General features: G+C 58.5%; 26 protein-coding genes. 14 read left to right on the forward strand and 12 right to left on the reverse strand.

Translation table 11 applies throughout. The features are described 5' to 3' along the window. Positions 1–113: 113 nt before the first annotated feature. Positions 114–1484, reverse strand: a complete 1371-nt coding sequence (locus ACNYC6_RS08945; RefSeq protein ID WP_419711993.1) for a DUF1329 domain-containing protein — start codon at positions 1482–1484, stop codon at positions 114–116. A gap of 23 nt (positions 1485–1507) precedes the next feature. Continuing rightward, on the reverse strand, positions 1508–3301 hold the full coding sequence (locus ACNYC6_RS08950; RefSeq protein ID WP_419711994.1) for a DUF1302 domain-containing protein: 1794 nt from the start codon (positions 3299–3301) through the stop codon (positions 1508–1510). 696 nt (positions 3302–3997) lie between these two features. On the opposite strand from ACNYC6_RS08950, the gene ACNYC6_RS08955 reads away from it, so the two are divergent. After that, positions 3998–6097, forward strand: coding sequence for an S-type pyocin domain-containing protein (locus ACNYC6_RS08955; RefSeq protein ID WP_419711995.1), 2100 nt, complete (start codon positions 3998–4000; stop codon positions 6095–6097). Beyond that, a complete protein-coding gene (locus tag ACNYC6_RS08960) occupies positions 6094–6354 on the forward strand; it encodes an immunity protein (RefSeq protein WP_419711996.1) in 261 nt (86 codons plus the stop codon). Before ACNYC6_RS08955 ends, ACNYC6_RS08960 begins: the two co-directional genes overlap by 4 nt. A gap of 48 nt (positions 6355–6402) precedes the next feature. On the opposite strand, the gene ACNYC6_RS08965 is transcribed toward ACNYC6_RS08960, so the two are convergent. The 4 genes from ACNYC6_RS08965 to ACNYC6_RS08980 form a co-directional block, all read right to left on the reverse strand. Beyond that, positions 6403–7314, reverse strand: a complete 912-nt coding sequence (locus tag ACNYC6_RS08965) for an SDR family oxidoreductase (RefSeq protein WP_419711997.1) — start codon at positions 7312–7314, stop codon at positions 6403–6405. A 124-nt stretch (positions 7315–7438) separates the two neighbouring features. After that, complete coding sequence (locus ACNYC6_RS08970) at positions 7439–8341, reverse strand: alpha/beta fold hydrolase (RefSeq protein WP_419711998.1); 903 nt, start codon at positions 8339–8341, stop codon at positions 7439–7441. Then, positions 8341–9123: a class II aldolase/adducin family protein gene (locus ACNYC6_RS08975; RefSeq protein ID WP_419711999.1), complete on the reverse strand. Its 783-nt coding sequence runs from the start codon at positions 9121–9123 to the stop codon at positions 8341–8343. The genes ACNYC6_RS08970 and ACNYC6_RS08975 overlap by 1 nt, the downstream gene beginning before the upstream one ends. Before the next feature lie 233 nt (positions 9124–9356). Next, positions 9357–9812 carry a flavodoxin gene (locus ACNYC6_RS08980; protein WP_419712000.1) on the reverse strand — a complete coding sequence of 152 codons (456 nt, stop codon included), beginning with the start codon at positions 9810–9812 and terminating at the stop codon, positions 9357–9359. A 102-nt stretch (positions 9813–9914) separates the two neighbouring features. Between ACNYC6_RS08980 and ACNYC6_RS08985 the strand changes: the two genes are divergently transcribed. Both ACNYC6_RS08985 and ACNYC6_RS08990 read left to right on the forward strand, forming a co-directional pair. Beyond that, positions 9915–10391, forward strand: coding sequence for a PAS domain-containing protein (locus tag ACNYC6_RS08985; protein WP_419712001.1), 477 nt, complete (start codon positions 9915–9917; stop codon positions 10389–10391). Positions 10392–10445: 54 nt separating this feature from the next. After that, on the forward strand, positions 10446–11051 hold the full coding sequence (locus ACNYC6_RS08990) for a hypothetical protein (protein WP_419712002.1): 606 nt from the start codon (positions 10446–10448) through the stop codon (positions 11049–11051). A gap of 2 nt (positions 11052–11053) precedes the next feature. Here ACNYC6_RS08990 and ACNYC6_RS08995 read toward each other — a convergent pair whose 3' ends face one another. Beyond that, on the reverse strand, positions 11054–12013 hold the full coding sequence (locus tag ACNYC6_RS08995; protein ID WP_419712003.1) for a MerR family transcriptional regulator: 960 nt from the start codon (positions 12011–12013) through the stop codon (positions 11054–11056). A 209-nt stretch (positions 12014–12222) separates the two neighbouring features. Here ACNYC6_RS08995 and ACNYC6_RS09000 point away from each other — a divergent pair, with 209 nt between their 5' ends. The 7 genes from ACNYC6_RS09000 (at position 12223) to ACNYC6_RS09030 (ending at position 16792) form a co-directional block, all read left to right on the forward strand. Next, the gene (locus ACNYC6_RS09000) at positions 12223–12792 is read left to right on the forward strand and encodes an antibiotic biosynthesis monooxygenase (protein ID WP_419712004.1); all 570 of its coding nucleotides are present in this window, start codon (positions 12223–12225) and stop codon (positions 12790–12792) included. 135 nt (positions 12793–12927) lie between these two features. Continuing rightward, positions 12928–13638 (forward strand): dihydromonapterin reductase, encoded by a 711-nt coding sequence (gene folM, locus ACNYC6_RS09005; RefSeq protein WP_419712005.1) that lies wholly within the window; start codon positions 12928–12930, stop codon positions 13636–13638. A 20-nt stretch (positions 13639–13658) separates the two neighbouring features. Next, positions 13659–14234: a GTP cyclohydrolase I FolE gene (folE, locus tag ACNYC6_RS09010; protein WP_419712006.1), complete on the forward strand. Its 576-nt coding sequence runs from the start codon at positions 13659–13661 to the stop codon at positions 14232–14234. A gap of 2 nt (positions 14235–14236) precedes the next feature. Continuing rightward, complete coding sequence (folX, locus tag ACNYC6_RS09015; RefSeq protein WP_027924563.1) at positions 14237–14608, forward strand: dihydroneopterin triphosphate 2'-epimerase; 372 nt, start codon at positions 14237–14239, stop codon at positions 14606–14608. Positions 14609–14675: 67 nt separating this feature from the next. Further along, entirely contained in the window at positions 14676–14972 is a 297-nt protein-coding gene (locus ACNYC6_RS09020; protein WP_095129425.1) for a DUF1244 domain-containing protein, read from the forward strand. Next, positions 14965–15303 (forward strand): HopJ type III effector protein, encoded by a 339-nt coding sequence (locus tag ACNYC6_RS09025; protein WP_419712007.1) that lies wholly within the window; start codon positions 14965–14967, stop codon positions 15301–15303. The genes ACNYC6_RS09020 and ACNYC6_RS09025 overlap by 8 nt, the downstream gene beginning before the upstream one ends. A 238-nt stretch (positions 15304–15541) precedes the next feature. Further along, complete coding sequence (locus ACNYC6_RS09030) at positions 15542–16792, forward strand: aspartate aminotransferase family protein (RefSeq protein ID WP_419712008.1); 1251 nt, start codon at positions 15542–15544, stop codon at positions 16790–16792. Between the two features lie 131 nt (positions 16793–16923). Here ACNYC6_RS09030 and ACNYC6_RS09035 read toward each other — a convergent pair whose 3' ends face one another. Together ACNYC6_RS09035 and trxB are read right to left on the reverse strand one after the other, a co-directional pair. Further along, on the reverse strand, positions 16924–18342 hold the full coding sequence (locus ACNYC6_RS09035) for an IS1182 family transposase (protein WP_419708291.1): 1419 nt from the start codon (positions 18340–18342) through the stop codon (positions 16924–16926). A 113-nt stretch (positions 18343–18455) separates the two neighbouring features. Next, positions 18456–19412 carry a thioredoxin-disulfide reductase gene (gene trxB / locus ACNYC6_RS09040; RefSeq protein ID WP_419712009.1) on the reverse strand — a complete coding sequence of 319 codons (957 nt, stop codon included), beginning with the start codon at positions 19410–19412 and terminating at the stop codon, positions 18456–18458. Between the two features lie 315 nt (positions 19413–19727). Between trxB and cysZ the strand changes: the two genes are divergently transcribed. Then, on the forward strand, positions 19728–20480 hold the full coding sequence (gene cysZ / locus ACNYC6_RS09045; protein ID WP_419712010.1) for a sulfate transporter CysZ: 753 nt from the start codon (positions 19728–19730) through the stop codon (positions 20478–20480). A gap of 40 nt (positions 20481–20520) precedes the next feature. Beyond that, complete coding sequence (locus ACNYC6_RS09050) at positions 20521–21720, forward strand: glycosyltransferase family 4 protein (protein WP_419712011.1); 1200 nt, start codon at positions 20521–20523, stop codon at positions 21718–21720. A gap of 99 nt (positions 21721–21819) precedes the next feature. Here the strand turns inward: ACNYC6_RS09050 and ACNYC6_RS09055 are convergent, their stop codons facing one another. The 3 genes from ACNYC6_RS09055 to ACNYC6_RS09065 all read right to left on the reverse strand — a co-directional run bounded on the left by ACNYC6_RS09055 (position 21820) and on the right by ACNYC6_RS09065 (position 24233). Further along, a complete protein-coding gene (locus ACNYC6_RS09055; protein ID WP_419712012.1) occupies positions 21820–22923 on the reverse strand; it encodes an NADH:flavin oxidoreductase in 1104 nt (367 codons plus the stop codon). 217 nt (positions 22924–23140) lie between these two features. Further along, positions 23141–23623: a glutathione peroxidase gene (locus ACNYC6_RS09060; protein ID WP_419712013.1), complete on the reverse strand. Its 483-nt coding sequence runs from the start codon at positions 23621–23623 to the stop codon at positions 23141–23143. A 124-nt stretch (positions 23624–23747) separates the two neighbouring features. After that, the gene (locus ACNYC6_RS09065) at positions 23748–24233 is read right to left on the reverse strand and encodes an FKBP-type peptidyl-prolyl cis-trans isomerase (RefSeq protein WP_008054392.1); all 486 of its coding nucleotides are present in this window, start codon (positions 24231–24233) and stop codon (positions 23748–23750) included. On the opposite strand from ACNYC6_RS09065, the gene ACNYC6_RS09070 reads away from it, so the two are divergent. Next, complete coding sequence (locus ACNYC6_RS09070) at positions 24202–24528, forward strand: DUF3565 domain-containing protein (RefSeq protein ID WP_419712014.1); 327 nt, start codon at positions 24202–24204, stop codon at positions 24526–24528. The genes ACNYC6_RS09065 and ACNYC6_RS09070 overlap by 32 nt on opposite strands. The last annotated feature ends 41 nt before the right edge of the window (positions 24529–24569 follow it).

Here is a 24569-nt window from a genome sequence, read left to right on the forward strand (position 1 = left end):
GCCACCCTAGCCCCCTCCCGAGCGCTTGTTGAAGAAGTATTCAGCAGACTGATTTGCAGCCATAAAAAAGGTGACCGCGAAGTCACCTTTTTGTGTAGGAGCCTGTAGGACGATTACCTCACACCCGTACTCCGCAGGGCCGCTGGCGTGTAGTCCCCGGCTTTTGCCGCGATGTTGAATTCGAAGCTGCGTTTTTCCTCGTTCTTCATCCCGAGGGCGATGTAGCGACCGGCAATCAGGTCATACAGCGCTTCGACGGTATAGGCCGGGACCTGATGATCGTAGTAGAACTGCGCATGCCCTTCGGCCACCCGCCAGAGCTGGCCGCGACCGTCATAGTGATCGGCCAGCGCCACCTGCCAGGTGTCTTCGTCGATGTACATGTGGCGCTTGGCGTACACGTGTCGCTCATTAGGCTTGACCGTGGCCACCACTTCCCAGACCCGGTGCAATTCATAGCGCGTCAGGTCCTGATTGATGTGACCGGCCTTGATCACATCGGTGTACTTCAGGTCAGGCGAATCGAGTTTGTAGCTGTTATACGGAATGTACATTTCCTTCTTGCCGATCAACTTCCAGTCGTAGCGATCCGGTGCGCCGGAAAACATGTCGAAGTTGTCGGTGGTGCGCAATCCGTCCGACGAGGTGCCCACGCCGTCATACGCCACTTGCGGTGCACGTCGCACGCGTCGCTGTCCGGCGTTGTAGATCCATGCCTTGCGAGGTTCCTGGACCTGATCGAGGGTTTCGTGAACCAGCAGCACGTTGCCCGCCAACCGCGCCGGCGCGGTCACTTCCTGTTTGAAATAGTTGAGCACGTTGTCATCGCTGCCCGGCTTCAAATCCCCCAGCAGCGAAGGCACGGCCACTTCGTCCTTGAAGCGGATAATGGTGAAGTCACCGTTGGATTGTGGTGTTGCCTGGGTAATGGTGCGACGCAGGTTGCCGCCGTGGTAGCGGGTGATGTGGTTCCAGATCACCTCGACGCCGTTCTTCGGAATCGGGAAGGCGTAGTAGCGATTGCCGGTGAAGTTGGCCAGGCCGTTACCGTCATTGATCGGCGTTACGTTTAGCGCACTGCGCTTGGCCGCTTCATAAACTTCCGGCGGCAGAGCTGCCGTGCGGTGAGTGGGATAGACCGGAATCCTGTAGGTTTCGGGATAGCGCTTGAACATCGCGATCTGCCCGTCGGACAACTTGTCCTTATACTTATCGACCGTCGCCGCGGTGATGATAAACAGCGGTTTTTCATTGGCGAACGGATCCGCGAGGAAACCCTTGCTGTCCACCGCGCCAGCGTTTTTCGGAATGCCACCGGTCCACGGCGGAATCGAACCATCGGCATTACCGGCCTTCTCGCCCCCCAGCGGCGTGAGTGTAGTGCCGAGCTTGTTCGCTTCTTCCGGTGACACCGCTGCCATCACATTCACGGCCAGCACGCTCAAGGCCAGGGCGGTGCCCAATTGCAGAATTATCTTGCGCATTGAATTCATCCTTTTCAGCCAGATCAGAAGTTCACGCCAAAGCTCAGCGCCACGAAGTCGCGGTCTTCGAGCACGTTATAGTCACCGCCGAAGAAATCGGTGTAACTGAGGCTTGCGGTGTAAGTGTTGCGGTAGTCCGCATCGACGCCGAGGCTGACGGCCTTGGCGCCCTCGTTGAACAACCCGTTGGGGCCGTAACCGGCGACGTCGTGGGACCAGGACAGGTTGGGTTTGAAGTTGATCCCGGCGATCACGTTGCTGTAATCGAGAATTGCCCGGGCCCGATAACCCCATGAGGTCGAGGTCACGAAACCGTCGGTGTCACCACCGAAACCATACTGGCCGTACACCGAGTCACGGCCGTAGCGCAGCTTGCTACGGGATTCCAGGCCGCCGACATGCACCACCGCCGCTTCGCCCACCAGGGTCAGGCGATCGGCACCGGCGATCTGATCAATGAAGTGCGTGAGGGTGCTCTGCACCTGCGTCACTTCCTTGCGTCGATAACCTTTGTTGTCGGCACCTGGCGAGGTGGCGATGGGCGACGCCGCGCCACCGGCGATGGGGTTGAGCATCGTCAGGGTCAGGTCGTTGGTGTTGACCTGCACCGGCAGGTTCGGCCGATAGCTGATCTCGCCGGACCATGCCGTGCCGGTGGACAACGTGGTGGCGAAACTCGCACCGTACAGGCGAATGTCTTCAGGGTATTCGAGGTAGTACTGACCGCGACCGAGCATCACGCTTTGCGCCAGCCCCGAACCACTGCCAGGGGCAATGCCGTTGGCCGTGGCGACGATTCGCGGAATGGTCGCCAGCGTCGCAAGGCTGGCAGTCGTCGTGCCGACGTTTGGTGTGCGGCTATGGTAGTTCATGAAATACATGCCGTACTCGGTGTCATCACCAAGCCAGCGCAGCGCCGTGCCCCACTGCCCGGAATCGCGGGCATCACGATCGCCGCCACGGGGAACGACCACACCCTCCTTGGTCACTTCGAAACCTTGGCCAAATGCAGCGGCAACCGGTTGCAACGGGGCAATGGCCGGGCTGGCGACGGTGTACCCTTTGTCGCAACCGTCCGCTACCACATCGACCCCGAAGAAGGTGCCGCAGTTGTCGACGACGGTCTGGTCCCACTCCAGCTGATAGAAACCTTCTACCGTCAACTTGTCCGTCAGGCCCTGGGAGGCAAACAACATGTTGACCGGAATCAGCCCTTCCTTGATCTCGGCGCCAGGACGACGGAAAGCGGAAACGTCGACGGGGTTGATGCTGTTGATCGAGTTGCCGATGAAGGTACTTTCACCCCAACTGACCACCTGTTTACCCGCACGCACGGTGCCCGGCAGATCGGCGATGGAATAGTTGTGATAGACGAACGCATCGAGGATTTGCCCACCGGACGACTTGGAACCCTCTTTGCGATTGTGATCACTGATCGGCTTGAACGGCCGGTCTTCGTCCTTGAGCTCAAAGTCATACCAGTACTTGCCGCGCACGAACACACCGGTATCGCCGTACTTCAATTCGAGGTCGTGGATGCCTTTGAAGATCTTCGAAAAGGTTTCACCTTTCTTGAAATTCTGACGCCCGTCATCACCGGTCGACGCCTGCCCGCTACCACCGTTGACGGTGCCCACCAGAGCATCGTCCGCATCGCGCATGCCCCAACTCGCGCCGACCGACAGCGAAGAGTCGAACGTCCCTTCGATTTCCCCGATGTTGAATGAAACAGCCTGCGCCTCGGCACAGCAGCCCAAGGCAACCGCAGCGGCCAGCGCCTGCGGTGTGAAGATGGCGCGCATTGTTGTTTTTGTCATGCGTCTTCCCCGGTGAGTGACAGAAGGCCTCACCCTACTGCCGCATGCCTGGGGCGATAAGCGCACCAAGGAGGTATTCGTGATGTACCTCTAAAGGATGACTGGCCCCATGGCACGGGCAATTGCACGGAGCATAGATTCACTGGATGTGGCGGCATAAGTCGAAATCATGGGCTACGCTGGGGCACACACGACTGTTACGCAGGTGGTAACGGTGCATGTCCGCATTTGCTGTTTTTCCTTTGCTGGCAAAGACTTATTCTTGCCGGGCTTCCACGGAAAACAGCCGGAAAGCGCGAAGCGACGACAGGTGATCCCAACCTTCGCCATTCGCAACAAATTTCAGGTGAGTTGAAGCGTTCGACTCATCACCCCGTGTACACCGACGTTGATTTGTAGCTCCTGGATCCAACGTCTTGCTTTGGCCGCTGCGTTTGCAGCGGCCTTTTTTATGGGCGTTTGTTTTGTGAGCTGGCGTATCTCGCTTGATGTTTAAAACAAATCCTACAAGACACTTCCTGTAACAGCATAAGAAACATCCTTTTTACACAGAAGACAACTTGGTCTTTGCTCCCAACCCCCTGAAACATCACTCAACTCTCTATGTAAAAGCCTACATAGTTCTCAGACACATTACTTTTCATTCCGCTGTAACTTTAAATGGCAAGAAAGGCATGCATCGCAAGCAGGCCAAACTTGCACACCTACAACGTGCAAACTCAAAAGGATATGAATATGCAAAGACCACCAACGCGACCCAAGGACAAAAAATCGAGGCCAGGCTTTCTTGAAATAGATACCCCTGTCGATATAGTCGGGGTAGCACCCGATCATTTTATTTCCCCAGCACGAGCGGGAAACAATCTGCAAGCGGGCCCCTTCGGCCCTGGAGTATCAACTTACAATCAAAATCGAGGCACCGTAATAAACACCACTCGGGCGCTGGAACAGGAATATCAAATCAGGCTCGGCCAATTACCGCAAACCATCGAATCAGAACTTTCAACTACTCGACTTGAAGGCCCGATGGACCCGGTTCCACCATTGCAATCAGTTGCTCGGGAATTAGGTATATTGAGCAAAATTACACAGCTCAAAACCGCACAACTCAACGTCAATACTGCCATTGCCAATGCGTTTTATGGAGGTGATCCATTTAATCGGCACATCAATGAATTCATGGTAAGGGCCACAAAAATAGAGAAGTGGCCCGGCCCAAATGGCATTGCCATGCAAACCCTAAATCAATCGCTTAGAGCCGCGATCGAAGCAAGATTACTAGCTCAAACCCTGCAGTCGCTCCACCAGCGCGCCGTCAATCTTCAGCACACCTTCAGCGTCATGCAGGCCGCTGAGCAGGCGCGTATCAGGGCGGAAGCTGAAGCGCTGGCACATGCTCAAGAGCAAGCGCGATTAAGCGCATTGGCAGAAGCCGAGCGAGTGGCCGCCGAACAAACCCGGATTGCCGCGGAGGCAGCCGCTCAGTACTTCGCAGCGGAACAGGCTCGACTTGAAGCCGAAGCCGAGGTTCAACGGCAAGCCGAACTACTGCGCCTCGAAAATGAACGGCAAACGGAGGAACAAGCGCACCTTGAGGCGATGGAAGCGCTGGATACCGTTCAAGGCATTCGCCCGTTTCCCGTCTCGGGCGCAGCGGCTGCAAATGGTGCGGTATTTGCCGTCGGAGCAGGAACTCTGGCAGTCGATGTGGCAACGACTATCGCGATCAGGACAGCTCTGCGATCGGCGGCGGCCGCCGCAATCACGGCTTCGGCAGCAGTGGTCGGAACAGCATCAGGTGCGGTGATAGTCGTTGGTGTCGCAGCGCTGGTTTATTACGCGCTACGGGATAAACAAGAACCGCACACTTTGAGCGTCCCACTCTCGGATCTCACGACATACGACGCCGATGGCTTGTATGCCATTGCTGAGGTCAATGGGGAAATCGAACTGCCGGTTGCGCTGGGCTCCAAAACTAAAGAGAACACCACGGAGTTCGTTGTTGCCGCTGCAAACGGCACCGCGGTGCCTGACAAAGTCCCGGTGCGGCTCGCCACTTATGATCCAGTTCTAAACGTTTACAGCGCCCATCACCCTGATGGTCCGGGTATCGGCATGACCTGGACGCCGATGGTCAGGCCGGGAAATGAATCAACGGTGCTTCCGGTACATGAGCCGGATGTTGTCGCGTACGACGGCGCAACGCTCACAGTCCTCGAAGGACGGATTGATACATCGCCAGCGCTGGATCTCTACAGCTTTGGTGGATTCATCTATGTGTTTCCGATTGAGTCGGGTATCGCGCCGCAATATGTGATGTTCAGTACCCCCTACGACGGGGCCACCGCAGTGGGAAGGTACAGCGGTCGAAAATTCAATCCAGAAAAATCAGGTGGGCCGATACTTGAGCTGGACTGGAGAACAGCAACTGTTACACGGCAAGGAGTCGACTTGGTAAAACTGCATACCGCGCGACTCGATCAGTCAGATGCCAATGACATTATGATCAGGCGACTTGAAAAAATACTGAAAGGCGAAATAGTTATAACTGATACGGACCGCCGCTATTACACTCATGAAATCCGCGAACTGGAAAGATTCAGAGTCATGGGATTGAGTGACACTTTTATACCCGAAGAAGGTTCGCCTGAATGGAACAACGCTCATACAGCCACACTGGAAGATTTTAAACTTGGCGCCAGTGATTCACTATTGTACTCCGCTGATGCACTCGACGCGGGGGAGAAACAAATCGAGCGAATCTACGAAAATCTTCTTAAAGGAGGCGCCCAGTGAACACTATTGAGCAAATCGTAAAAAACGAACCCATTGAGGATATCGTGACCGCGTTCGGCGCAAGCCTCGCGTATCCATCGCTGGATAGAATGTTCAGCCGATATCGTTTTGAAGTTATTGCCAATGGGGAGTTGCTGCGAGTTTATGCACAACTTTTCCAGGAAGGCGTACTCGCTAATAGTGAAGGCCCAATCCCCGTGAGAGGCCCTAACTGGAAAGCACCACAGTTCGTCATAGAAAAACGTTACGCCGAGTAAAATTAACCCCCCAAGTCGCAACAACGACTTGGGGTTTCGCACTCACCCTTAAATCGCATACCTCTGCAAATTCCCCATCATCTCCTTCAACGCCTCAATATTGTCCTTCGGATGCGCCGCCCCTTCGAAGTCGCAAATCTGCTGCCAATGCGCCGCCACGTCTTCCGGAGAGAAACCCTCTCGTGGGTCGAACCCGGCGCCAAGGCTGCGTTCCCAGCGGACTTTGCCTATCCAGCCGCCGCCGACTTCGAACAGGCCGGAGGTTTCCTGGCAGTTTTCGCTGGCCAGGTACACCACCAGCGGGCTGACCAGTTCCGGTTTGAGTTGTTCGAAGACTTGCGGCGGGATCAGGCCTTCGGTCATGCGGGTGCCGCCGGTGGGGGCGATGGCATTGACCAGGATGTTGTTCTTGCGGCCTTCGATGGCCAGGGTGCGGGTCAGGCCATAGAGGCCGAGTTTCGCCATGCCGTAGTTGGACTGGCCGAAGTTGCCGTAGATGCCGGAGGTGGATGCGGTGAAGATCACCCGACCGTAGTTTTGCTCGCGCATGTGCGGCCAGGCGGCGCGGGTGACTTTGTAGGCGCCTTCGACGTGGACGCGGTAAACCAGGTCCCAGTCGGTGTCGTCCATTTTGTGGAAGGTCTTGTCGCGCAGGATCCCGGCGTTGTTGACCACCACGTCGACACGGCCGAAGGCGTCGAGGGCGTGCTGGACCAGTTTGTCGCCGTCGGTGACCGAGTCGTGGTTGGCCACGGCAGTACCGCCCGCCTCGCGAATTTCCGCGACCACGCGATCAGCCGCCGAAGCGTTCGCGCCTTCGCCTTGAGCCGAACCGCCGAGGTCATTGACCAGCACTTTCGCGCCCTGTTTGGCGAACAGCAGTGCATGCGCCCGTCCCAGGCCGCCACCCGCACCGGTGATGATCACGACTTTATCTTCGAAGCGCACAGACTCATTCATGTGGGAAAACTCCAGCAGGCCAGGGACATTGCCTTGGAGTTTCAGGCACGGCGCTGCGGGTCACAATGAACACGGGGAGGCTGAATGGTGTGCGATAAGGCTGGGGGATGATGAGCCCCAGCCCTCAGGAACAGGCCACCTTGAGCGGCGGTGACAGCAACTGATCGCGAAACGCCAGGTAATGCTTGAGCACCTGGCACGGCGCCTCGATCTGCGGGTAATGCCCGATGTCGCTGAGCAGGACCGCGTCCGGGTCGGGAATCAGCTCCCGGTAGCGCGCGACCATGTGTGCGCCGGAGATCGGGTCGACCTCGCCATCGATCACCCGCAGCGGTACTTCACCGCGCTGCATCGCGCCGACCCAGCGCTCGCGCTGTGTGCGCCGCTCGGGAATGTAGGTGATGAGTTTGTGCATGATCCGTGGGCCGTGATTGCTTTCGATCAGGCTCCAGAAGTCATCCATCTCGCTTTCACTGGGACGGGTCTGTGGACCGAAGATCTGGTGGAAACTCTTCACCAGTCCATCACGGCTGAACGCACGACCGATCATCCAGCCCAAAGGACTGAGCAACAGTTTTTGTATCAACACTGGACGATGGGTTTCGGGAAACAGGCCGCCGTTGAGGAACACACAACTGGCGAGGTGAATGCGCGACTCGTAATGCCGGGCCAACAGTTCCTGCGCCACGCTGTCGCCATAATCGTGGGCCAGCACATGCAGCGGTTGTTCGACACCCAGGTAAGCCAACAGCGCCTGTTGCAGATCAGCCTGCTCCAGCAAGCTGTAGTCGTGGTTCACCGGTTTGGCCGAGTCGCCGAAACCGAGCATGTCGCAGGCGATGACGCGATAGCGCTGAGCCAGTGGCTGCCACAGGTAGTGCCAATCCCAACTGGCGCTGGGAAAGCCATGGATGAGCAACAGCGGCTCACCCTGCCCCGCCGCCCAATAACGAATGGTCTGGCCGCGGAACACGAATGTCTGGCTGCGTTTGCGCCAGACCGACAGGGGAATCTCGGCGAGTGCCATTAGAGTTTGTATCCCGGGTCTTGTTTATCGAGTTTGCGCAGCAACGCCGGCCACGCCAGCGCTCCGCCCATGCCTTGAGCACTTTTCGTGACACCGGCGATCATCGCCTTGGCGCCCGCCAGAATCTGCGGTTCGATGGCGATCAGCTCGGCGCCGCCAGTCTGCGCCATGACCTGAATATCGCAGGCGCGCTGGAAGATGAACATCATCAGGAACGTGTCGGCAATGCTGCTGCCGCAGGTCAGCAGACCGTGGTTGTGCAGCATCAGGAAATTGTTTTCGCCGAGGTCGGCTTGCAGTCGCGCTTTCTCTTCGTGGTTGAGCGCAACGCCTTCGTAAGCGTGATACGCCAGGCTGGAGAGGACGAACAACGACTGCTGGCTGATCGGCAAAATCCCTTGTTTCTGCGCCGACACCGCGACACCCGATGCAGTGTGGGTGTGCAGCACGCAGACGACATCGTGACGGACTTCATGCACCGCGCTGTGAATGGTGTAACCGGCCGGATTGATCTCGTAAGGGCTGTCCATCAGCTTGTTGCCGGCCTGATCGACCTTGACCAGGCTCGACGCGGTGATCTCATGGAACATCATGCCGAACGGATTGATCAGGAAGTCTTCGGTGCCCGGTACTTTGGCGGAGATGTGGGTGAAAATCAGATCATCCCAGCCATGCTGGGCCACCAGGCGATAACAGGCGGCGAGGTCGACGCGGGCCTGCCATTCGGCGGGGCTGACCAGGTCTTTGACACTCTGGGGCGATTGGACGGGGACTACGCTCACGGCTAGGAACCTCTGGTTTTTATTATGGAGTGTTTCCAATGACTACCGAGTCTAGTCAGCCCTCCGGGTTCGTGTAGTTGCATTGGCAGCCAGCTTGATGACCGAACGAGTCAGCGGGCGAGGAAGTTTGGATCCGTGTCAATTGGCCGCCGCCAGAGAAGGTACGGGGCGCGCATTCAGCCGCCCCGTCAGAACCATGACGAGCCCCATTGCGGGTGCTCCAGGCACATCGATCAGCCGCGCAGAGCGCCGACCAGTTCCGCCAGCCAAGGCTCGGCATCCGCTTCCGGATTCACGCTTTCGCTGGCGTCCAGATGCAGCATCGGCAGCACTTCGCGGATGCCCAGCTCACCGAACAACTCACGCATCAACTCGCCACCACCGCAGAACGTATCGCCATAGCTCGCATCGCCCAGAGCGATCACCGCACCCGGCAAGCCACGCCAGGCAGCAGGCAACTGGTCGCGAATCGAGAAATACAGCGGCTGCAGATTATCCGGCAACTCGCCCATGCCCGTGGTCGAGGTCACGGCCAGGAACGCCTCGGGGCCGAAGGCTTGAAGGTCGGCAAGGCTAGCACGCGGGTTGTACGACGTTTCGAAACCGGCTTCCTTCAAAAGGCTGGCGGCATGCCGGGCGACTTCTTCTGCCGTGCCGTACACCGAGCCGGAAATGATGGCGACTTTCATCAATCTGATCCTGAACCTGAGTAAAGGACCGGGATATTAACAGCACACACCCGATTGTTCTTTTAGAATGCCCTAGACAACCAACAAGGAAGGGTTTGACCGATGATCAACGCAAAACTGCTGCAACTGGCCATCAACGCCTCCAACGACGGCATCGTGATCGCGGAAAAGGAAGGCGATCAGGACAAGATCCTGATTTACGTCAATCCCGCATTCGAACGCCTGACCGGTTACACCAGCGAAGAAATCCTCTATCAGGATTGCCGTTTCCTGCAATCGGGTGATCGCGATCAGGAAGCCCTGCCGAACATTCGCGACGCGTTGAACAGCGAAGGATCGTGCCGGGAAATCCTGCGCAACTACCGCAAGGACGGCACCCCCTTCTGGAATGAGCTGTCCCTTTCGACGGTAAAAAATCCGAGCGACGGCCAGGTTTATTTCATCGGCGTGCAGAAAGACGTGACCGTGCAAGTCAAGGCGCAGCAGCGGGTGGTGCAGCTTGAGGCGCAACTGGCTGAAGTCCAGGCTGAGCTTGCCGCACTCAAGGCGACGAACGGCGCAAACAAATCAGCGAATTAGTTGTCATTAACTACAATCACCAATGACTTTGTAACTATATCTTTCGAGTTTGCCATGCAACGCGACGCGCTCCTGACCCAGGATGAGCTGGATTTCATCCAGACCATGCAACATAACCCGCAACTCAATGTGCGGGATGCGACGTCGAGTCTGCTCGTCAACGGTGGTTCGCAAATCCGTGATTTGCTCACGCGCCTCGCCGCCCATGAGCAAGTCACCATTCAAGCCAACTTCGAAAACCAGCAAATGACCTTCCCGCTGCACCTGGTGGAAGACGAGTTTCACGCGTTGCATTTGCGTCTTGGGGTTCCCAGCATCTATGAAGACGGACCTCTGGTCCGGCCATGGCGACTGGTGCTCGACGAACCGGTTGCGCTGGAAAACGCCAAGGGCCAGCCCGGCACGATGTGGGTGCATGAAGTGTCGTTCAAGGGTGTTTTACTGGAAGTTCGCAACAAGACCAAAGCGCCGAAGCATTTCGCGTTGTGGTTCAGCCCGTCAGGCTATGAGCGAATTGCGTTGCGTGGCACGTTCGAGAAAGAAACCGAGCAAGGCTTCTATGCCTATCAGTTGAGCCAGGACGACAAGGACGAAACCGAACGCCTGCGCCAGTACATTCTGCAGCAGCATCGGCTGACCCACCCTACCCTGCATCTCTGACATCACGTATCGAGGTTGCCCGCCAGGAACTGCTTGAGTCGCTGGCGCATCACTTCGCCCTCATTCCCCAAGCACCCGATCGATGATCCGGCCAGGCTTTCCTCGGCCAGATCCGACGCATCGCCCGCCAGCAACACCGGACAATCCAGGCTCATCGCCAGGCGATTTAAACGCCGTGGAAGCTCGGGTGAAGGGACGTGATTGGAAAACAGCACCAATGCCTGGGGCTTGATCCGTTCGCAGATCAGCGTCAATTCGTCGAACGGCTGGCCGGTGGTAAACACGCGCACACCGATTTGCCCGCTGCTCAGGAACAGGGCGGCAATCAGCAACTCAAGCTCCCGGCACTGACCTGCCAGGGCGCTGACGATCACTCGCCGTGGTTGCTTGTCACGGATCAACAGCAAGCGCTGCAACACCCGTGACCGCAGAAACCCATCGAAGAACAACCACTCGCTCGTTCTGCCGAAAGACTCCTGCCGTTGCAGCATCTGCTTCCAGAGCGGGATCAGGATGTCCTGGAACACGACCGGCTGGGAGTAACTGGAAAAAATCTGCCCATAAACCTGCTCCAGTGCCACATCGTCAAACGCACTCACCGCCGCCTGGACCTGCTGCTGCCATTGCGCATAGTCGGCTTGCACCAGGTCGTCTGGAATGATGTGAGACAGGGCTTCAAGCGGTGCGGCCTTGGCCAGTATCTTGCCGATCTTGCTGACCGCCACGCCGCGCTCGATCCAGTCGAGGATGCTGCGCACGCGTTCAATATCGGTCATCGAATACAGGCGATGTCCGCTTTCGGTGCGCGTTGGCACGATGAGCCCATAGCGTCGCTCCCATGCGCGAAGCGTGACCGGGTTGACTCCCGTCAGACGCGCCACCTCGCGAATGGGAAAGAGCTCCTCTCGGTCAAGAGAGCGCGTATGCGACACACCAGCCGCAATGTCAGTGAGCACAGGCATCTGGGGGGCTACATCCATGTGTGAGTTGGATCCCATTCTAACTCGCCTGCCCCATCATGGTTCAAGACATTGGTCGCTTCGAAGGTCGCAGACGTCGCTGATGGAATCAGGAATAATCCTTGCTTGTCCCAAGGCGCAGCCCACCACCCCGGTGCTGCGTCTGGCGAAGCTCCTACCCGGAGCGACGCGTTTGTTTACGGAGATACATGATGTCTACCTCCCCCGTCACGCTGATGGTTGCGCGCCGTGTCGCCAATGGGCGTTATCAGGACCTGATTGCCTGGTTGCGCGAAGGCGAACAACTGGCCACCGATTTTCCCGGTTATCTCGGTTCAGGCGTGCTGGCACCGCCACCCGAGGATGACGAATTCCAGATCATTTTCCGTTTTGCCGATGAACAGACCCTGCACGCCTGGGAGCACTCCGCCTCACGCACCGCCTGGCTGGCACGCGGCAGCGATCTGTTCGCTCACCCGACGGAACACCGGGTCAGTGGCATCGAAGGCTGGTTCGGCGCCGCGGGTCAACGCCCACCACGCTGGAAGCAGGCCGTGGCGATCTGGCTGGCGTTTTTCCCGGTGTCCCTGCTGTTCAACTTCGCCCTGGGGCCGTTGCTCGGCGAAATGGGCCTGCTGAGCCGGGTATTGATCAGCACGTTGTGCCTGACGCCGTTGATGGTTTATTTCTTCATTCCATTGTCGACCCGATTGCTGGCCAACTGGTTGAACTCGACGCCAACGCGGCGCTTGCCCGCCGAGCCAAGCCCTCAAAACCGCTAAAAGATCGCAGCCCGCGGCAGCGCCTGCAAGGGATCGCCTTTCAAGACAGGCGTTGTCGCAGGCTGCGAACTTTTCAGCGGCATTACACGGCCTGTCGCTGGTATAGTTTTGCTCTTACCGCGACGCGAGCCGTTCATGACTTCTTCCGCAGCCCCTATCCTCATCACCGGTGCCGGCCAGCGTGTCGGCCTGCATTGTGCGCAGCGCCTGCTCGAAGACGGCCATCGCGTGATCTTCAGCTACCGCAGCGAACGCCCCGGCGTACAAATACTGCGGGACCTGGGGGCGACGGCGGTGTTTGCGGATTTCTCCAGCGAAGCCGGAATCCTTGCCTTCATCAGCGAACTGAAAACCCATACCGACAGCCTGCGGGCAATCGTCCATAACGCCTCCGAATGGCTGGCCGAAACCCCGGACACCGATGCCACAGCATTCACCCGCATGTTCAGCGTTCACATGTTGGCGCCTTACCTGATCAACCTGCATTGCGCCGACCTGTTGCATCGCTCAAGTCCCGCCGACATCGTGCACGTCAGCGATGACGTGACCCGCAAGGGCAGCAGCAAACACATCGGTTATTGCGCCAGCAAAGCCGGGCTCGACAGCCTGACCCTGTCCTTCGCGGCCAGGTACGCGCCGGCCATCAAGGTCAACGCGATCGCCCCGGCCCTGCTACTGTTCAACCCTGACGACGACGCAGCCTATCGTGCCAAGGCATTGGCAAAATCCGCGCTGGGCATCGAACCCGGCAGCGAAGTGATCTATCACAGCCTGCGCTATTTGCTCGACAACCCTTATGTCACCGGCACGACCCTGACCGTCAACGGCGGAAGGCACATCAAATAAGTGTCCCGCGAGGATCTTCCATGACGCAATCCCTGCACCAGAACGCCCTGTCCCAGAGCTATCGCGAGATCCTCACCGGCCTCGGTGAAAACCCCGATCGCGAAGGCCTGCGAGATACCCCGGTGCGTGCGGCCAAGGCCATGCAGTACCTTTGTCATGGCTACGGGCAAAGTGTCGAAGAGATCGTCAACGGCGCGCTGTTCGCCTCCGACAACGATGAAATGGTGATCGTCGACAACATCGAGCTCTATTCGCTTTGCGAACATCACATGCTGCCCTTCATCGGCAAGGCGCATGTGGCTTATATTCCAACGGGCAAAGTGTTGGGCCTGTCGAAGATTGCGCGATTGGTGGACATGTTCGCCCGGCGCCTGCAAATCCAGGAAAACCTCACCCGGCAAATCGCCGAGGCGGTGCAGCAAGTCACCGGCGCGGCGGGTGTCGCGGTGGTCATCGAAGCCAGGCACATGTGCATGATGATGCGCGGCGTCGAGAAACAGAATTCGACCATGAACACCTCGGTGATGCTCGGCGCCTTCCGCGAGTCGAGCAACACCCGTCAGGAGTTCCTGCAATTGATTGGACGGAGCAAGTAGTAATGCCACAACTTCAACCAGGCATGGCACGCATCCGGGTCAAGGACCTGTGCCTGCGCACCTACATCGGCATCAACGAGGATGAAATCCTCAACAAGCAGGATGTGTTGATCAACCTGACCATCCTCTATGCGGCCCAGGAAGCAGTGCGTGACAACGATATCGATCACGCGCTGAACTACCGGACCATCACCAAGGCGATCATCGCTCACGTCGAGGGCAACCGCTTTGCCCTGCTCGAACGCCTGACCCAGGAAATTCTCGATCTGGTCATGGCCAACACATCGGTGCTGTACGCCGAGGTCGAAGTCGACAAGCCTCATGCCCTGCGATTTGCCGAGTCGGTGTCGATTACGCTGGCGGCGAGCCGCTGAGCGCGTCTGGCGCATTGCCCCTCAGACTCTTATCATCCGCGCACGATTGAGTAACACAGAGCCCGCCATGAACGACCAACAACGCCTGGAACTCGAAGCCGCCGCCTTTCGCCGGCTCGTCGCGCACCTGGACAGCCGCAAGGATGTGCAGAACATCGACCTGATGAACCTCTCGGGTTTCTGCCGCAACTGCCTGTCCAAGTGGTACAAGGCCGCCGCCGACGAGCGCCAGATCGAGGTCAGCCTCGACGACGCCCGCGAAGTGGTTTACGGCATGCCGTACGCCGAGTGGAAAGCCCAATATCAGCAAGAAGCCAACGCCGAACAACAAGCGGCGTTCGCCAAAGGAAAACCCAATGAGTGATTTGAATACCCTGCGCGCCAGCTTCAAGAGCGGCGAACATGCCTTCGCCGACACCCTGGCCTTCATCGCCGCCGGCTACGACTATCAGCCACAGGCCTTCAACAATGGCGGCGTGGAAAACGCTGCCGGGCAGAACGAAGGTTCGTGCAAGACCCTGGGCCTGGCTTTGCTGGAAGGCCTAAGCGATGAAGAAGCACTGCTGGCGTTCGGCGAGCATTACCGCTCCGTGCTGGCGACGCCGGAAGGCAGCGATCACGGCAATATCCGTGCGTTGATCGCCCATGGCCTGGCAGGTGTGAAGTTCACTCAACAGCCGCTGACGCGCCGCTGATAACGCGTCACCTGTGGCGTGGGAGCTTGCTCCCGCTGGGCAGCGAAGCGGCCCCTTCGTTTTCCTGAAGAACCGGGGACTGCTACGCAGTCCAGCGGGAGCAAGCTCCCTCGCCACAACCAGCACCGGGGAATGTCCCGACTTTTAAGATTGACCCTGCCACTTTATTTCGTTTGCCGGGTACCGCTGCTGACGGCTTAGATAAAAAGAAGTCCTCCTTCTTCCGAGCCGGTCATCCATGCGCAGCGAAACCATCAGTCAGTCGATCAATATCGTTCACCCTGTCACGCTCAGCCACGGCAAAAACGCCGAGGTCTGGGACACCGATGGCAAACGCTACATCGACTTTGTCGGCGGCATCGGCGTCCTGAACCTCGGCCATTGTCATCCGCGCATCGTCGACGCCATTCGCGAGCAAGCCACCCGGCTGACCCATTACGCGTTCAATGCCGCGCCGCACGAGCCTTATCTCGAACTGATGGATCGTCTCAGCGCGTTTATCCCGGTCGATTATCCGGTCAGCGGCATGCTCACCAACAGCGGCGCTGAAGCGGCTGAGAACGCGCTGAAGATCGTCCGCGGCGCCACCGGTCGCACTGCCGTGATCGCCTTCGATGGCGCCTTCCACGGCCGCACCCTGGCCACGCTCAACCTCAATGGCAAAGTCGCGCCTTACAAACAGAAAGTCGGCGTACTGCCGGGGCCGGTCTATCACCTACCCTTCCCCAGCCAGGACAACGGCGTGACGTGCGCTGAAGCGCTGAAGGCCATGGATCGGTTGTTCAGTGTTGAAATCGACGTTGAAGACGTGGCCTGCTTCATCGTCGAACCGGTACAGGGTGAAGCGGGCTTCCTGACCATGGACGTCGAGTTTGCCCAGGCGCTGCGCAAATTCTGTGATGAAAAGGGCATTGTGCTGATCGCCGATGAAATCCAGTCCGGCTTCGGCCGCACCGGTCGGCGTTTTGCATTCTCGCGGCTGAGCATCGAACCGGACCTGATCCTGCTCGGCAAGAGCATCGCCGGCGGCGTGCCGCTGGGTGCGGTGGTCGGGCGCAAATCACTGCTCGACATTTTGCCCAAGGGCGGGCTCGGCGGCACCTATTCCGGCAACCCCATCGCCTGCGCCGCTGCATTGGCAACGCTGGACGAAATGACCGATGCCAATCTGCAAGCGTGGGGCACGCAGCAGGAAGAGGCGATTGTCAGTCGCTACGAAACCTGGCGTGCGAACAAGCTGTCGCCGTATCTGGGACGCCTGACCGGTGTTGGCGCGATGCGCGGCATCGAACTGGCAAATGCCGACGGTTCGCCCGCCGCGGCGCAGTTGACGCAACTGCTGGCACTGGCGCGAGACGCCGGTTTGTTGTTGATGCCAAGCGGCAAGTCGAGACACATCATTCGACTGTTGGCGCCGTTGACGACCGAATCTGCGGTACTGGAGGAAGGCCTGGACATTCTTGAGGCCTGCCTCGCAAAACTGAGCTGATCAATTAATATTGGGCACAAAAAAACCGGCCGAACAGACTGTGTGAAAACGCACTGAAGGCCAGCCCAACAAACGCCCCGACTTGTTCGGGGCGTTTGTTTTTGTGTGAGCAACAGACGAAAAAAGGCCTTTCAGCCCATTAGCGCGATTAACTGGCGGGCTCCGAGCACGCTAATCGCTCGCTTGAGGTTATAAGCGTTCACCGCCAAGGCCATTTCTGCTTTTGCTCCCTCCAACTGGCGCAGCAGGAACCGACCATTCCCAAACAGCCATTGCTTGAGGTTGCCGAAAGGATGCTCGACGATGGATCTTCGGCTGGCCATCATCTGCGGATGGGCCAGAATTCGCTGCTCCATTCGCTCAAAAGCTTCCTCGTGGGCATGGCGTGAGACATAGCGGCGTTGGGCGCCAGTGCATTGGGATTTGAGCGGGCAGGCAGCGCAGTCGCTGACATCGGCCTGATAGATCCGATCCCCCTTGTTGCGCTGCTTGAGCGTCAGCCAGTTGCCCGCCGGGCACTGATAACGGTCGTGTTCGTCTTCATAGGTAAAATCTTTGCGCTCAAAGAGCGCCTCGCCGCCAGGATTGACCGAACGATTGGGTGGTACATAGACCGTAATGGCAGCCTCCTCGCAGGCCTGAAACTGCTGGCCGTTTGAATAGCCGGCATCGGCCGTCACGCTGAGGGCCTCTTGTTCCAGGTGTTCTTTGGCGGCCTTGGCCATTGGCTCAAGCTGTTTTCGGTCGTCGCCGTCCTGGGTCACTTCGTGATGCAGAATCAGGCAATGTGCGGCGTCCACGGCGGTTTGTACGTTGTAGGCCACCCGCGGGCCCTTGGCGGTGCGCATCATGCGGGCATCACTTTCGTGGGTGTTGAACTGCTCAAGTCCCATCGAGCTCATCAGCGCCTGGCAGCTCTGATTGTTCTGCTGGCGAACTTCAAGCTGCGCCAGGGCTGTTTTGATTGCGCTGCGATCAATCGTCTCTGTGGTTTCGGCCTGGTCGGCTTCATCCAGCTCGGCCAGATACTGAGCAATGCGCTTATCCAGCTTCTCTTCCTGACGTTTGAGCTGTTTCAAATTCATATGACGCCGCGAGGACGCCACTGCCTGAAATTTGCTGCCATCGATGGCCACCAATTCACCGGCGATCAGGCCGGCAGTGCGGCAAAACCGGACGAAGGCACGGCACGTCGCCACAAAAGCGAGTTTGTTGTTTTTACGAAAGTCGGCGATGGTCTTGAAGTCGGGTTTTAGCCGGTTGATCAGCCACATCACTTCGATGTTGCGCTGGCACTCGGCTTCGAGACGCCGCGATGAGCGAATCCGCTGAAAATAGCCGTAGAGATAGAGTTTTAGCTGATCGGCAGGGTCATAAGAGGGGCGGCCGGTGCCTTTGGGCAGCGCCTTATCGAAGCCCAACTGCAACAGATCCAGCTTGGCGACGTAGAGGTCGATGACTCGAACGAGGTGATCCTCGGGGATCAGTTCTTCCAGCGAAACCGGGAACAGGCTGGTCTGGCTGCGGGATTCGCCTTGGATGTAGGCCATAACGAAAAATGCTCCGTATCTTTCGATACGGAGCATTTTCTTTGAGCGCTGCGCAGATTGCTAGGTTTTCACACAGTCTGCGAAGCCGGTTTTTCACATCGACAAAAACAGAATCAAGCGTTCTGCAGATTGTCGAGGTAACGCTCGGCATCCAGTGCCGCCATGCAACCGGCACCGGCCGAGGTGATGGCCTGACGGTACACGTGGTCAGCCACGTCGCCGGCAGCGAAGATGCCTTCGAGGTTGGTGGCGGTGGCGTTGCCGTCACGGCCGCCGTGCACAACCAGGTAGCCGTCTTTCAGGGTCAACTGGCCTTCGAACAGCGAAGTGTTCGGGGTGTGGCCGATGGCGATGAACACGCCGTCGACTTTCACTTCGTCGAAGCTGCCGTCGTTGTTCTTCAAGCGGGCACCGGTCACGCCCATGTTGTCGCCCAGGACTTCGTCCAGAGTCGCGTTCAGCTTCAGGATGATCTTGCCTTCGGCTACGCGTGCATTGAGCTTGTCGATCAGGATCTTCTCGGCGCGGAACGTTTCGCGACGGTGGATCAGGGTCACGGTGCTGGCGATGTTGGCCAGGTAGAGGGCTTCTTCAACCGCGGTGTTGCCGCCGCCGACCACAGCCACTGGCTTGTTGCGATAGAAGAAACCGTCGCACGTTGCGCAGGCCGAAACGCCTTTGCCCATGAACGCTTCTTCCGATGGCAAGCCCAGGTAACGAGCGCTGGCACCGGTGGCGATGATCAGGGCGTCGCAGGTGTAAGTCGCGCTGTCGCCGATCAGGGTGTACGGCTTGGAAGCGAAGTCCACGGCATTGATGTGATCGAAAACGATCTCGGTTTCAAAACGCTCGGCGTGTTCGCGCATGCGCTCCATCAGCGCCGGGCCGGTCAGGCCGTGGACGTCGCCCGGCCAGTTATCGACTTCGGTGGTGGTGGTCAGTTGACCGCCGGCCTGCATGCCGGTGATCAGCAGTGGCTTGAGGTTGGCACGGGCGGCGTATACCGCAGCGCTGTAACCGGCAGGGCCGGAACCGAGAATAATCACTCGCGAATGACGGGCTTCAGACATGACCTGCTCCTGTTGACCGGCCCGGAACACCTGGCGCGGAACGCCGGATCACCGGCGGGAATAAAAAAGAACGGTTGAAAGCACTTGGGGAAGGCTTGAACACGACCGTCCTGTAAAAAGATTGGGTGCAGCGTATCGAGGGGGCGAAGATTAAGGAAATACGGTTTAACAATCCAGCTCATAGGTGGTCTCTATCCCCTCAGCGTGATTTTCAGGACGCCTTTGTTACAGTGAATGTCGATACCGCTGCCGCGCTTTCGCCGGTCAGGCAAAGCCGGTAAGGTCGGCGCGTTTACCCTCTGCTCGGAGCACGTTATGCCCGCCCCCGTTCTGTCCGGCCCGCAATACCTGCGCGAAGGCCTCAAACTGGTCCTCAGCCCAAGCCTGCGTTTGTTCGTGTTGTTGCCATTGGCGATCAACCTGGTGCTGTTCGTCGGATTGATCTATCTGGCCGGCCACCAGTTCAGCCTGTGGGTCGATACCCTGATGCCGTCCCTGCCCGAGTGGCTGAGTTTTCTAAGCTACATCCTGTGGCCGCTGTTTGTAGTGCTGGTGATACTCATGGTGTTCTTCACCTTCACCATGCTCGCCAACATCATCGCCGCACCGCTCAATGGCTTCCTCGCTGAGAAAGTCGAAGTGGTGGTGCGCGGCACCGACGACTTCCCGGCCTTCAGTTGGGGTGAACTGGTCGCGATGATCCCGCGCACCCTGGCCCGGGAAATGCGCAAGCTCGGTTACTTCCTGCCAAGGGCGATCGGCCTGTTCATCCTCTCGTTCATCCCGGTGGTGAACATCATCGCCGCGCCGCTCTGGTTGCTGTTCGGGGTGTGGATGATGGCGATCCAGTACATCGACTACCCGGCGGACAACCACAAATTGGGCTGGAACGAAATGCTGGCCTGGCTGCGGCAGAAGCGCTGGCAGAGCATGGGTTTCGGCGGCAGCGTTTACCTGGTGCTGCTGATTCCGGTGGTCAACATCCTGATGATGCCGGCGGCCGTGGCCGGAGCGACCCTGTTCTGGGTGCGTGAACGCGGTGCCGAGAATCTGGTGGCGCAGCGGTGAGCTGGTAACAAATCCATCATCTGACCGTCACAACGTCGACATGGCCTCAGCCGACACTGAGGTCATGACGACAGCTCTGCATATCACCCTGATCACCGAAACCTTTCCTCCCGAAATCAACGGCGTGGCCAATACCCTTGGTCGTTTGTGCGACGGTTTGCGCGCGCGCGGGCATCAGGTGGAATTGGTGCGACCGCGCCAGGGCTGCGATCAATCCGCAGGCAGCGACGATGCATTGCTGCTGTGCCGAGGCTGGCCGCTGCCGGGCTATCCCGGTTTGCAATGGGGCCAGTCGTCGATGCACAAGCTGCTGCGACGCTGGAAGCGTCATCGTCCGGATGTGCTGTATATCGCCACCGAGGGACCTCTGGGCCTGTCGGCATTGCGTGCGGCAAGGCGCCTGGGCATTTCGGTGGTCAGCGGCTTTCACACCAATTTCCAGCAGTACTCCAGCCAGTACGGCCTCGGTTTGCTGACGCGTCTGCTGACCCACTACCTGCGCTGGTTCCACAATCGTTCGAACCTGACGCTGGTGCCGAGTGTCAGCCAGCGCATGGAACTGGAACGCCGGCATTTCGAACGCCTGGCGTTGCTGTCTCGCGGCGTCGACAGCCAGTTGTTTCACCCGGCCAAACGCTTGAATGCACTGCGTGAGCAATGGGGACTGGGCGACAACGACATTGCCGTCATCCATGTAGGACGTTTGGCGCAGGAGAAAAACCTGGGCTTGCTCAAGCGCTGCTTCAACACCCTCAAGACGACTTATCCACAACGCAACCTGAAGCTGATCGTGGTGGGCGATGGCCCGCAACGCCTGCTGATGGAAAGCGAAATTCCCGAAGCGATCTTCTGCGGCGCCCAACGCGGCGAAGCCCTGGCCAGTCACTATGCGTCGGGGGATGTATTTCTGTTTCCCAGCCTGACCGAAACCTTCGGCAATGTGGTGCTGGAGGCACTGGCTTCAGGGTTGGGCGTGGTGGCTTACGATCAGGCTGCGGCGGCGCAGCATATCCGCCATGGCTACAACGGCGTGTTGGCGATGCCGGGGGATGAAGAGGCATTCTGTGATGCGGCGGCGTGGCTGCTGGAAGAACGCGAAACCTTGCGCTGCGTGCGGCTCAATGCGCGCCAGCATGCCAGTCGGCAGGGTTGGCCGGCGATCATTGAACAATTTGAAGGGCAGTTACGGGGTGCTTGTGTTGGGGAGCAGGTAGTGCCGAATGCACCGACCATTCCCTGAAATTCCTGGTGATTTTGAGTCAGTCACCGCCAGCAGGCTGGCTCCCACATGAGATCTGCGGTGTACACAGAACCTGCTGGCGATGGGCTTTGATCAGGCTTAGACCAGCGTCATCAACGCCTCACGACTGAACGGCAGGATGTCTTCCTCGCGACCGTCACGCACTTTCTGCGCCCAGTCCGGGTCCACCAGCAGTGCACGGCCGACCGCCACCAGGTCGAACTCATCGTTGTTCAAACGCTCCAGCAGTTTTTCCAGGCTGGCCGGTTGCGCGACTTTGTCGGTGTTGACCATGAACTGCAGGAACTCGCCATCCAGGCCGACGCTGCCCACGGTGATGGTCGGTTTGCCGGTGAGCTTGCGGGTCCAGCCAGCCAGGTTCAGCTCGGAACCGTCGAATTCGGGCTCCCAGAAACGGCGCGTCGAGCAGTGGAAAATATCCACGCCAGCGTCAGACAACGGCTTGAGGAACTCGCCCAAGGCTTGCGACGTCAGCACCAGGCGCGCGGTGTAATCCTGCTGCTTCCACTGCGAGAAGCGGAAGATGATCGGGAAACCTTCACCGACCGCTGCACGCACCGCCTGAATCAGCTCGATGGCGAAACGCGAACGGTTGGCCAGGCTGCCGCCGTATTCGTCGGTACGCTGGTTGCTGCCTTCCCAGAAGAACTGGTCGATCAGATAGCCGTGGGCCCCGTGGATTTCCACGCCGTCCATGCCGATGCTCTGAGCATCCTTGGCGGCTTGGGCGAACGCAGCGATCACGTCCTGGATGTCTTGCCGGGTCATGCCGTGGACGACGACCTGACCGTCCTTGATTTTTTCCGACGGACCGTAACCCGGCACGCTGGCGTCCGGTTCGGTGCCAATGCGACGCACACTGCCGACATGCCACAACTGCGGGACGATCTTGCCGCCTTCGGCGTGCACTGCATCGACGACTTTTTTCCACCCGGCCAGTGCCGCTTCACCGTAGAAATGCGGAACATTCGGGTAACCGTTGGAAGCCTTGTGACCGACGGTGGTGCCTTCGGTGATGATCAGGCCAACACCAGCCGCGGCGCGACGACGGTAGTACTCGATCACTTTGGAGTTCGGTACACCACCGGGCGAGAACGAGCGGGTCATCGGAGCCATGACGACACGGGTCGGCAGTTCGAGAGTGCCGAGGTGGAACGGTTTGAACAGGGCTTTTACGGGCATGGGACGCTCCACGGAAGAATGACTTTATGACGGCGATAATATGGAGAGTCCGACGCCTTGAACAGCATTATTGATCAGCGTGATTAAGGCTCAAAAGGTAGGAACACTGTAGGAACGAGCTTGCTCGCGATGAACTCGAGAACGCTGCGGGGTGTCAGGCTGGCAGCGTTATCGTTAACGACCATCGCGAGCAAGCTCGCTCCTACAGTGGGAGATTTCAGCTCAGGGCTTTTTCGATCGCCTGAACCACGGACGGATCATCCGGTGGTGTACGCGGGGAAAAACGCGCCAGCACACGCCCGTCCTTACCGAGCAGGAACTTTTCGAAGTTCCAGGTAATGTCGCCGGGGAATTCCGCACCCTCGCCGGCCAGCAGTTTATACAGCTGATGACGCTCATGACCGTTGACTTCCAGCTTGCTGGACAACGGAAAAGTCACGCCATAGTTGAGGCTGCAAAACTCCTGGATCTCTTGCTCGGAACCCGGTTCCTGCCCGGCAAACTGGTTGCACGGCAGGCCCAGTACGCTGAAACCCTTGCCCTTGTATTGCTGATAGAGGTTTTCCAGCGCCGCGTACTGTGGGGTCAGGCCACATTTGGAGGCAACGTTGACCACCAGCACGACGTGCCCCTTGAAAGGCGCCAACGGTAGCGTCTGACCATCCAGGGCTGTCAAATTAAGGTCGTGAAAAGCACTCATGACGTACTCCAGATTCCCGTGTTCTTCTCGAAACAGCCGCTTGGCGGTGTCACATGGGACAGCCGCAGACTAAAAAGGCGCCCTCGGGGCGCCTCTCCAGTTCTCGAAAGCTTAGCGCAGAAAATCAGTGGTGATGGCCACCTTCGCCATGGACGTGACCATGAGCGATTTCTTCCTGGCTGGCATCACGGATGTTGATGATCTTGACCTGGAAATTCAGGCGCTGACCAGCCAACGGGTGGTTGCCGTCGACGGTAACGTCGTCGCCGTCCAGATCGCGGATGGTCACGATCTGCATCTGGCCGTCTGGAGCGGAAGCGTGGAACTGCATGCCCACTTCCAGTTCGTCGACGCCTTCGAACATGCTGCGGCTCAGGGTGCTGACCAGCTCGGCAGCGTATTCGCCGTAGGCGTCTTCAGGTTCAACGGCTACGGTCAGCTCGTCGCCGACTGCTTTGCCTTCCAGAGCCTTTTCCAGGCCCGGGATGATGTTGCCTGCGCCTTGCAGGTAAACCAGCGGCGCGCCGCCGGCGGAGCTGTCGATGACCTCACCAGCGTCGTTGGTCAGGGTATAGTCGATGGAGACAGCCTTATTGGCGGCGATCAGCATGGGGCGAGACCTTTTGCATAAGAATATAGAAAGGCCAAGTTTAGCGAAGCAATCGTCCGAAAGCGAACACAACCCGGACAAACGGGTTGCGACGATCACAGGCTTCCATCAGGACGAGGACGGCCACTGGGTGGCCGAACTTTCCTGCGGCCACACCCAGCACCTGCGCCACCAGCCACCGTGGCAATCGCGGGCCTGGGTCATGGACACTGCGCAACGTCTTGAAAAAATAGGCAGGCCCTTTGCTTGCGGTTGGTGCGCGCAAGGCTCGGTTAGCGATAACCTTGGCGACTGAATTTCGGTAGATCGCCAGCTATAGGCGTTCACCTTTGCCAT

It is taken from the genome of Pseudomonas sp. NFX224 (assembly GCF_048565165.1).
In the GTDB taxonomy this organism is placed as follows: domain Bacteria; phylum Pseudomonadota; class Gammaproteobacteria; order Pseudomonadales; family Pseudomonadaceae; genus Aquipseudomonas.

Bases quoted from the DNA above. Each gene is read 5' to 3' on its own strand.
- ACNYC6_RS08945 (WP_419711993.1), bottom strand. From the start codon at position 1,484: ATGCGCAAGATAATTCTGCAATTGGGCACCGCCCTGGCCTTGAGCGTG.
- ACNYC6_RS08950 (WP_419711994.1), bottom strand. From the start codon at position 3,301: ATGACAAAAACAACAATGCGCGCCATCTTCACACCGCAGGCGCTGGCC.
- ACNYC6_RS08965 (WP_419711997.1), bottom strand. From the start codon at position 7,314: ATGAATGAGTCTGTGCGCTTCGAAGATAAAGTCGTGATCATCACCGGT.
- ACNYC6_RS08970 (WP_419711998.1), bottom strand. From the start codon at position 8,341: ATGGCACTCGCCGAGATTCCCCTGTCGGTCTGGCGCAAACGCAGCCAG.
- ACNYC6_RS08980 (WP_419712000.1), bottom strand. From the start codon at position 9,812: ATGAAAGTCGCCATCATTTCCGGCTCGGTGTACGGCACGGCAGAAGAA.
- ACNYC6_RS08985 (WP_419712001.1), top strand. From the start codon at position 9,915: ATGATCAACGCAAAACTGCTGCAACTGGCCATCAACGCCTCCAACGAC.
- ACNYC6_RS08990 (WP_419712002.1), top strand. From the start codon at position 10,446: ATGCAACGCGACGCGCTCCTGACCCAGGATGAGCTGGATTTCATCCAG.
- ACNYC6_RS08995 (WP_419712003.1), bottom strand. From the start codon at position 12,013: ATGCCTGTGCTCACTGACATTGCGGCTGGTGTGTCGCATACGCGCTCT.
- ACNYC6_RS09000 (WP_419712004.1), top strand. From the start codon at position 12,223: ATGTCTACCTCCCCCGTCACGCTGATGGTTGCGCGCCGTGTCGCCAAT.
- folM (WP_419712005.1), top strand. From the start codon at position 12,928: ATGACTTCTTCCGCAGCCCCTATCCTCATCACCGGTGCCGGCCAGCGT.
- folE (WP_419712006.1), top strand. From the start codon at position 13,659: ATGACGCAATCCCTGCACCAGAACGCCCTGTCCCAGAGCTATCGCGAG.
- folX (WP_027924563.1), top strand. From the start codon at position 14,237: ATGCCACAACTTCAACCAGGCATGGCACGCATCCGGGTCAAGGACCTG.
- ACNYC6_RS09020 (WP_095129425.1), top strand. From the start codon at position 14,676: ATGAACGACCAACAACGCCTGGAACTCGAAGCCGCCGCCTTTCGCCGG.
- ACNYC6_RS09025 (WP_419712007.1), top strand. From the start codon at position 14,965: ATGAGTGATTTGAATACCCTGCGCGCCAGCTTCAAGAGCGGCGAACAT.
- ACNYC6_RS09030 (WP_419712008.1), top strand. From the start codon at position 15,542: ATGCGCAGCGAAACCATCAGTCAGTCGATCAATATCGTTCACCCTGTC.
- ACNYC6_RS09035 (WP_419708291.1), bottom strand. From the start codon at position 18,342: ATGGCCTACATCCAAGGCGAATCCCGCAGCCAGACCAGCCTGTTCCCG.
- trxB (WP_419712009.1), bottom strand. From the start codon at position 19,412: ATGTCTGAAGCCCGTCATTCGCGAGTGATTATTCTCGGTTCCGGCCCT.
- cysZ (WP_419712010.1), top strand. From the start codon at position 19,728: ATGCCCGCCCCCGTTCTGTCCGGCCCGCAATACCTGCGCGAAGGCCTC.
- ACNYC6_RS09050 (WP_419712011.1), top strand. From the start codon at position 20,521: ATGGCCTCAGCCGACACTGAGGTCATGACGACAGCTCTGCATATCACC.
- ACNYC6_RS09055 (WP_419712012.1), bottom strand. From the start codon at position 22,923: ATGCCCGTAAAAGCCCTGTTCAAACCGTTCCACCTCGGCACTCTCGAA.
- ACNYC6_RS09060 (WP_419712013.1), bottom strand. From the start codon at position 23,623: ATGAGTGCTTTTCACGACCTTAATTTGACAGCCCTGGATGGTCAGACG.
- ACNYC6_RS09070 (WP_419712014.1), top strand. From the start codon at position 24,202: ATGGAGACAGCCTTATTGGCGGCGATCAGCATGGGGCGAGACCTTTTG.
- ACNYC6_RS09065 (WP_008054392.1), bottom strand. From the start codon at position 24,233: ATGCTGATCGCCGCCAATAAGGCTGTCTCCATCGACTATACCCTGACC.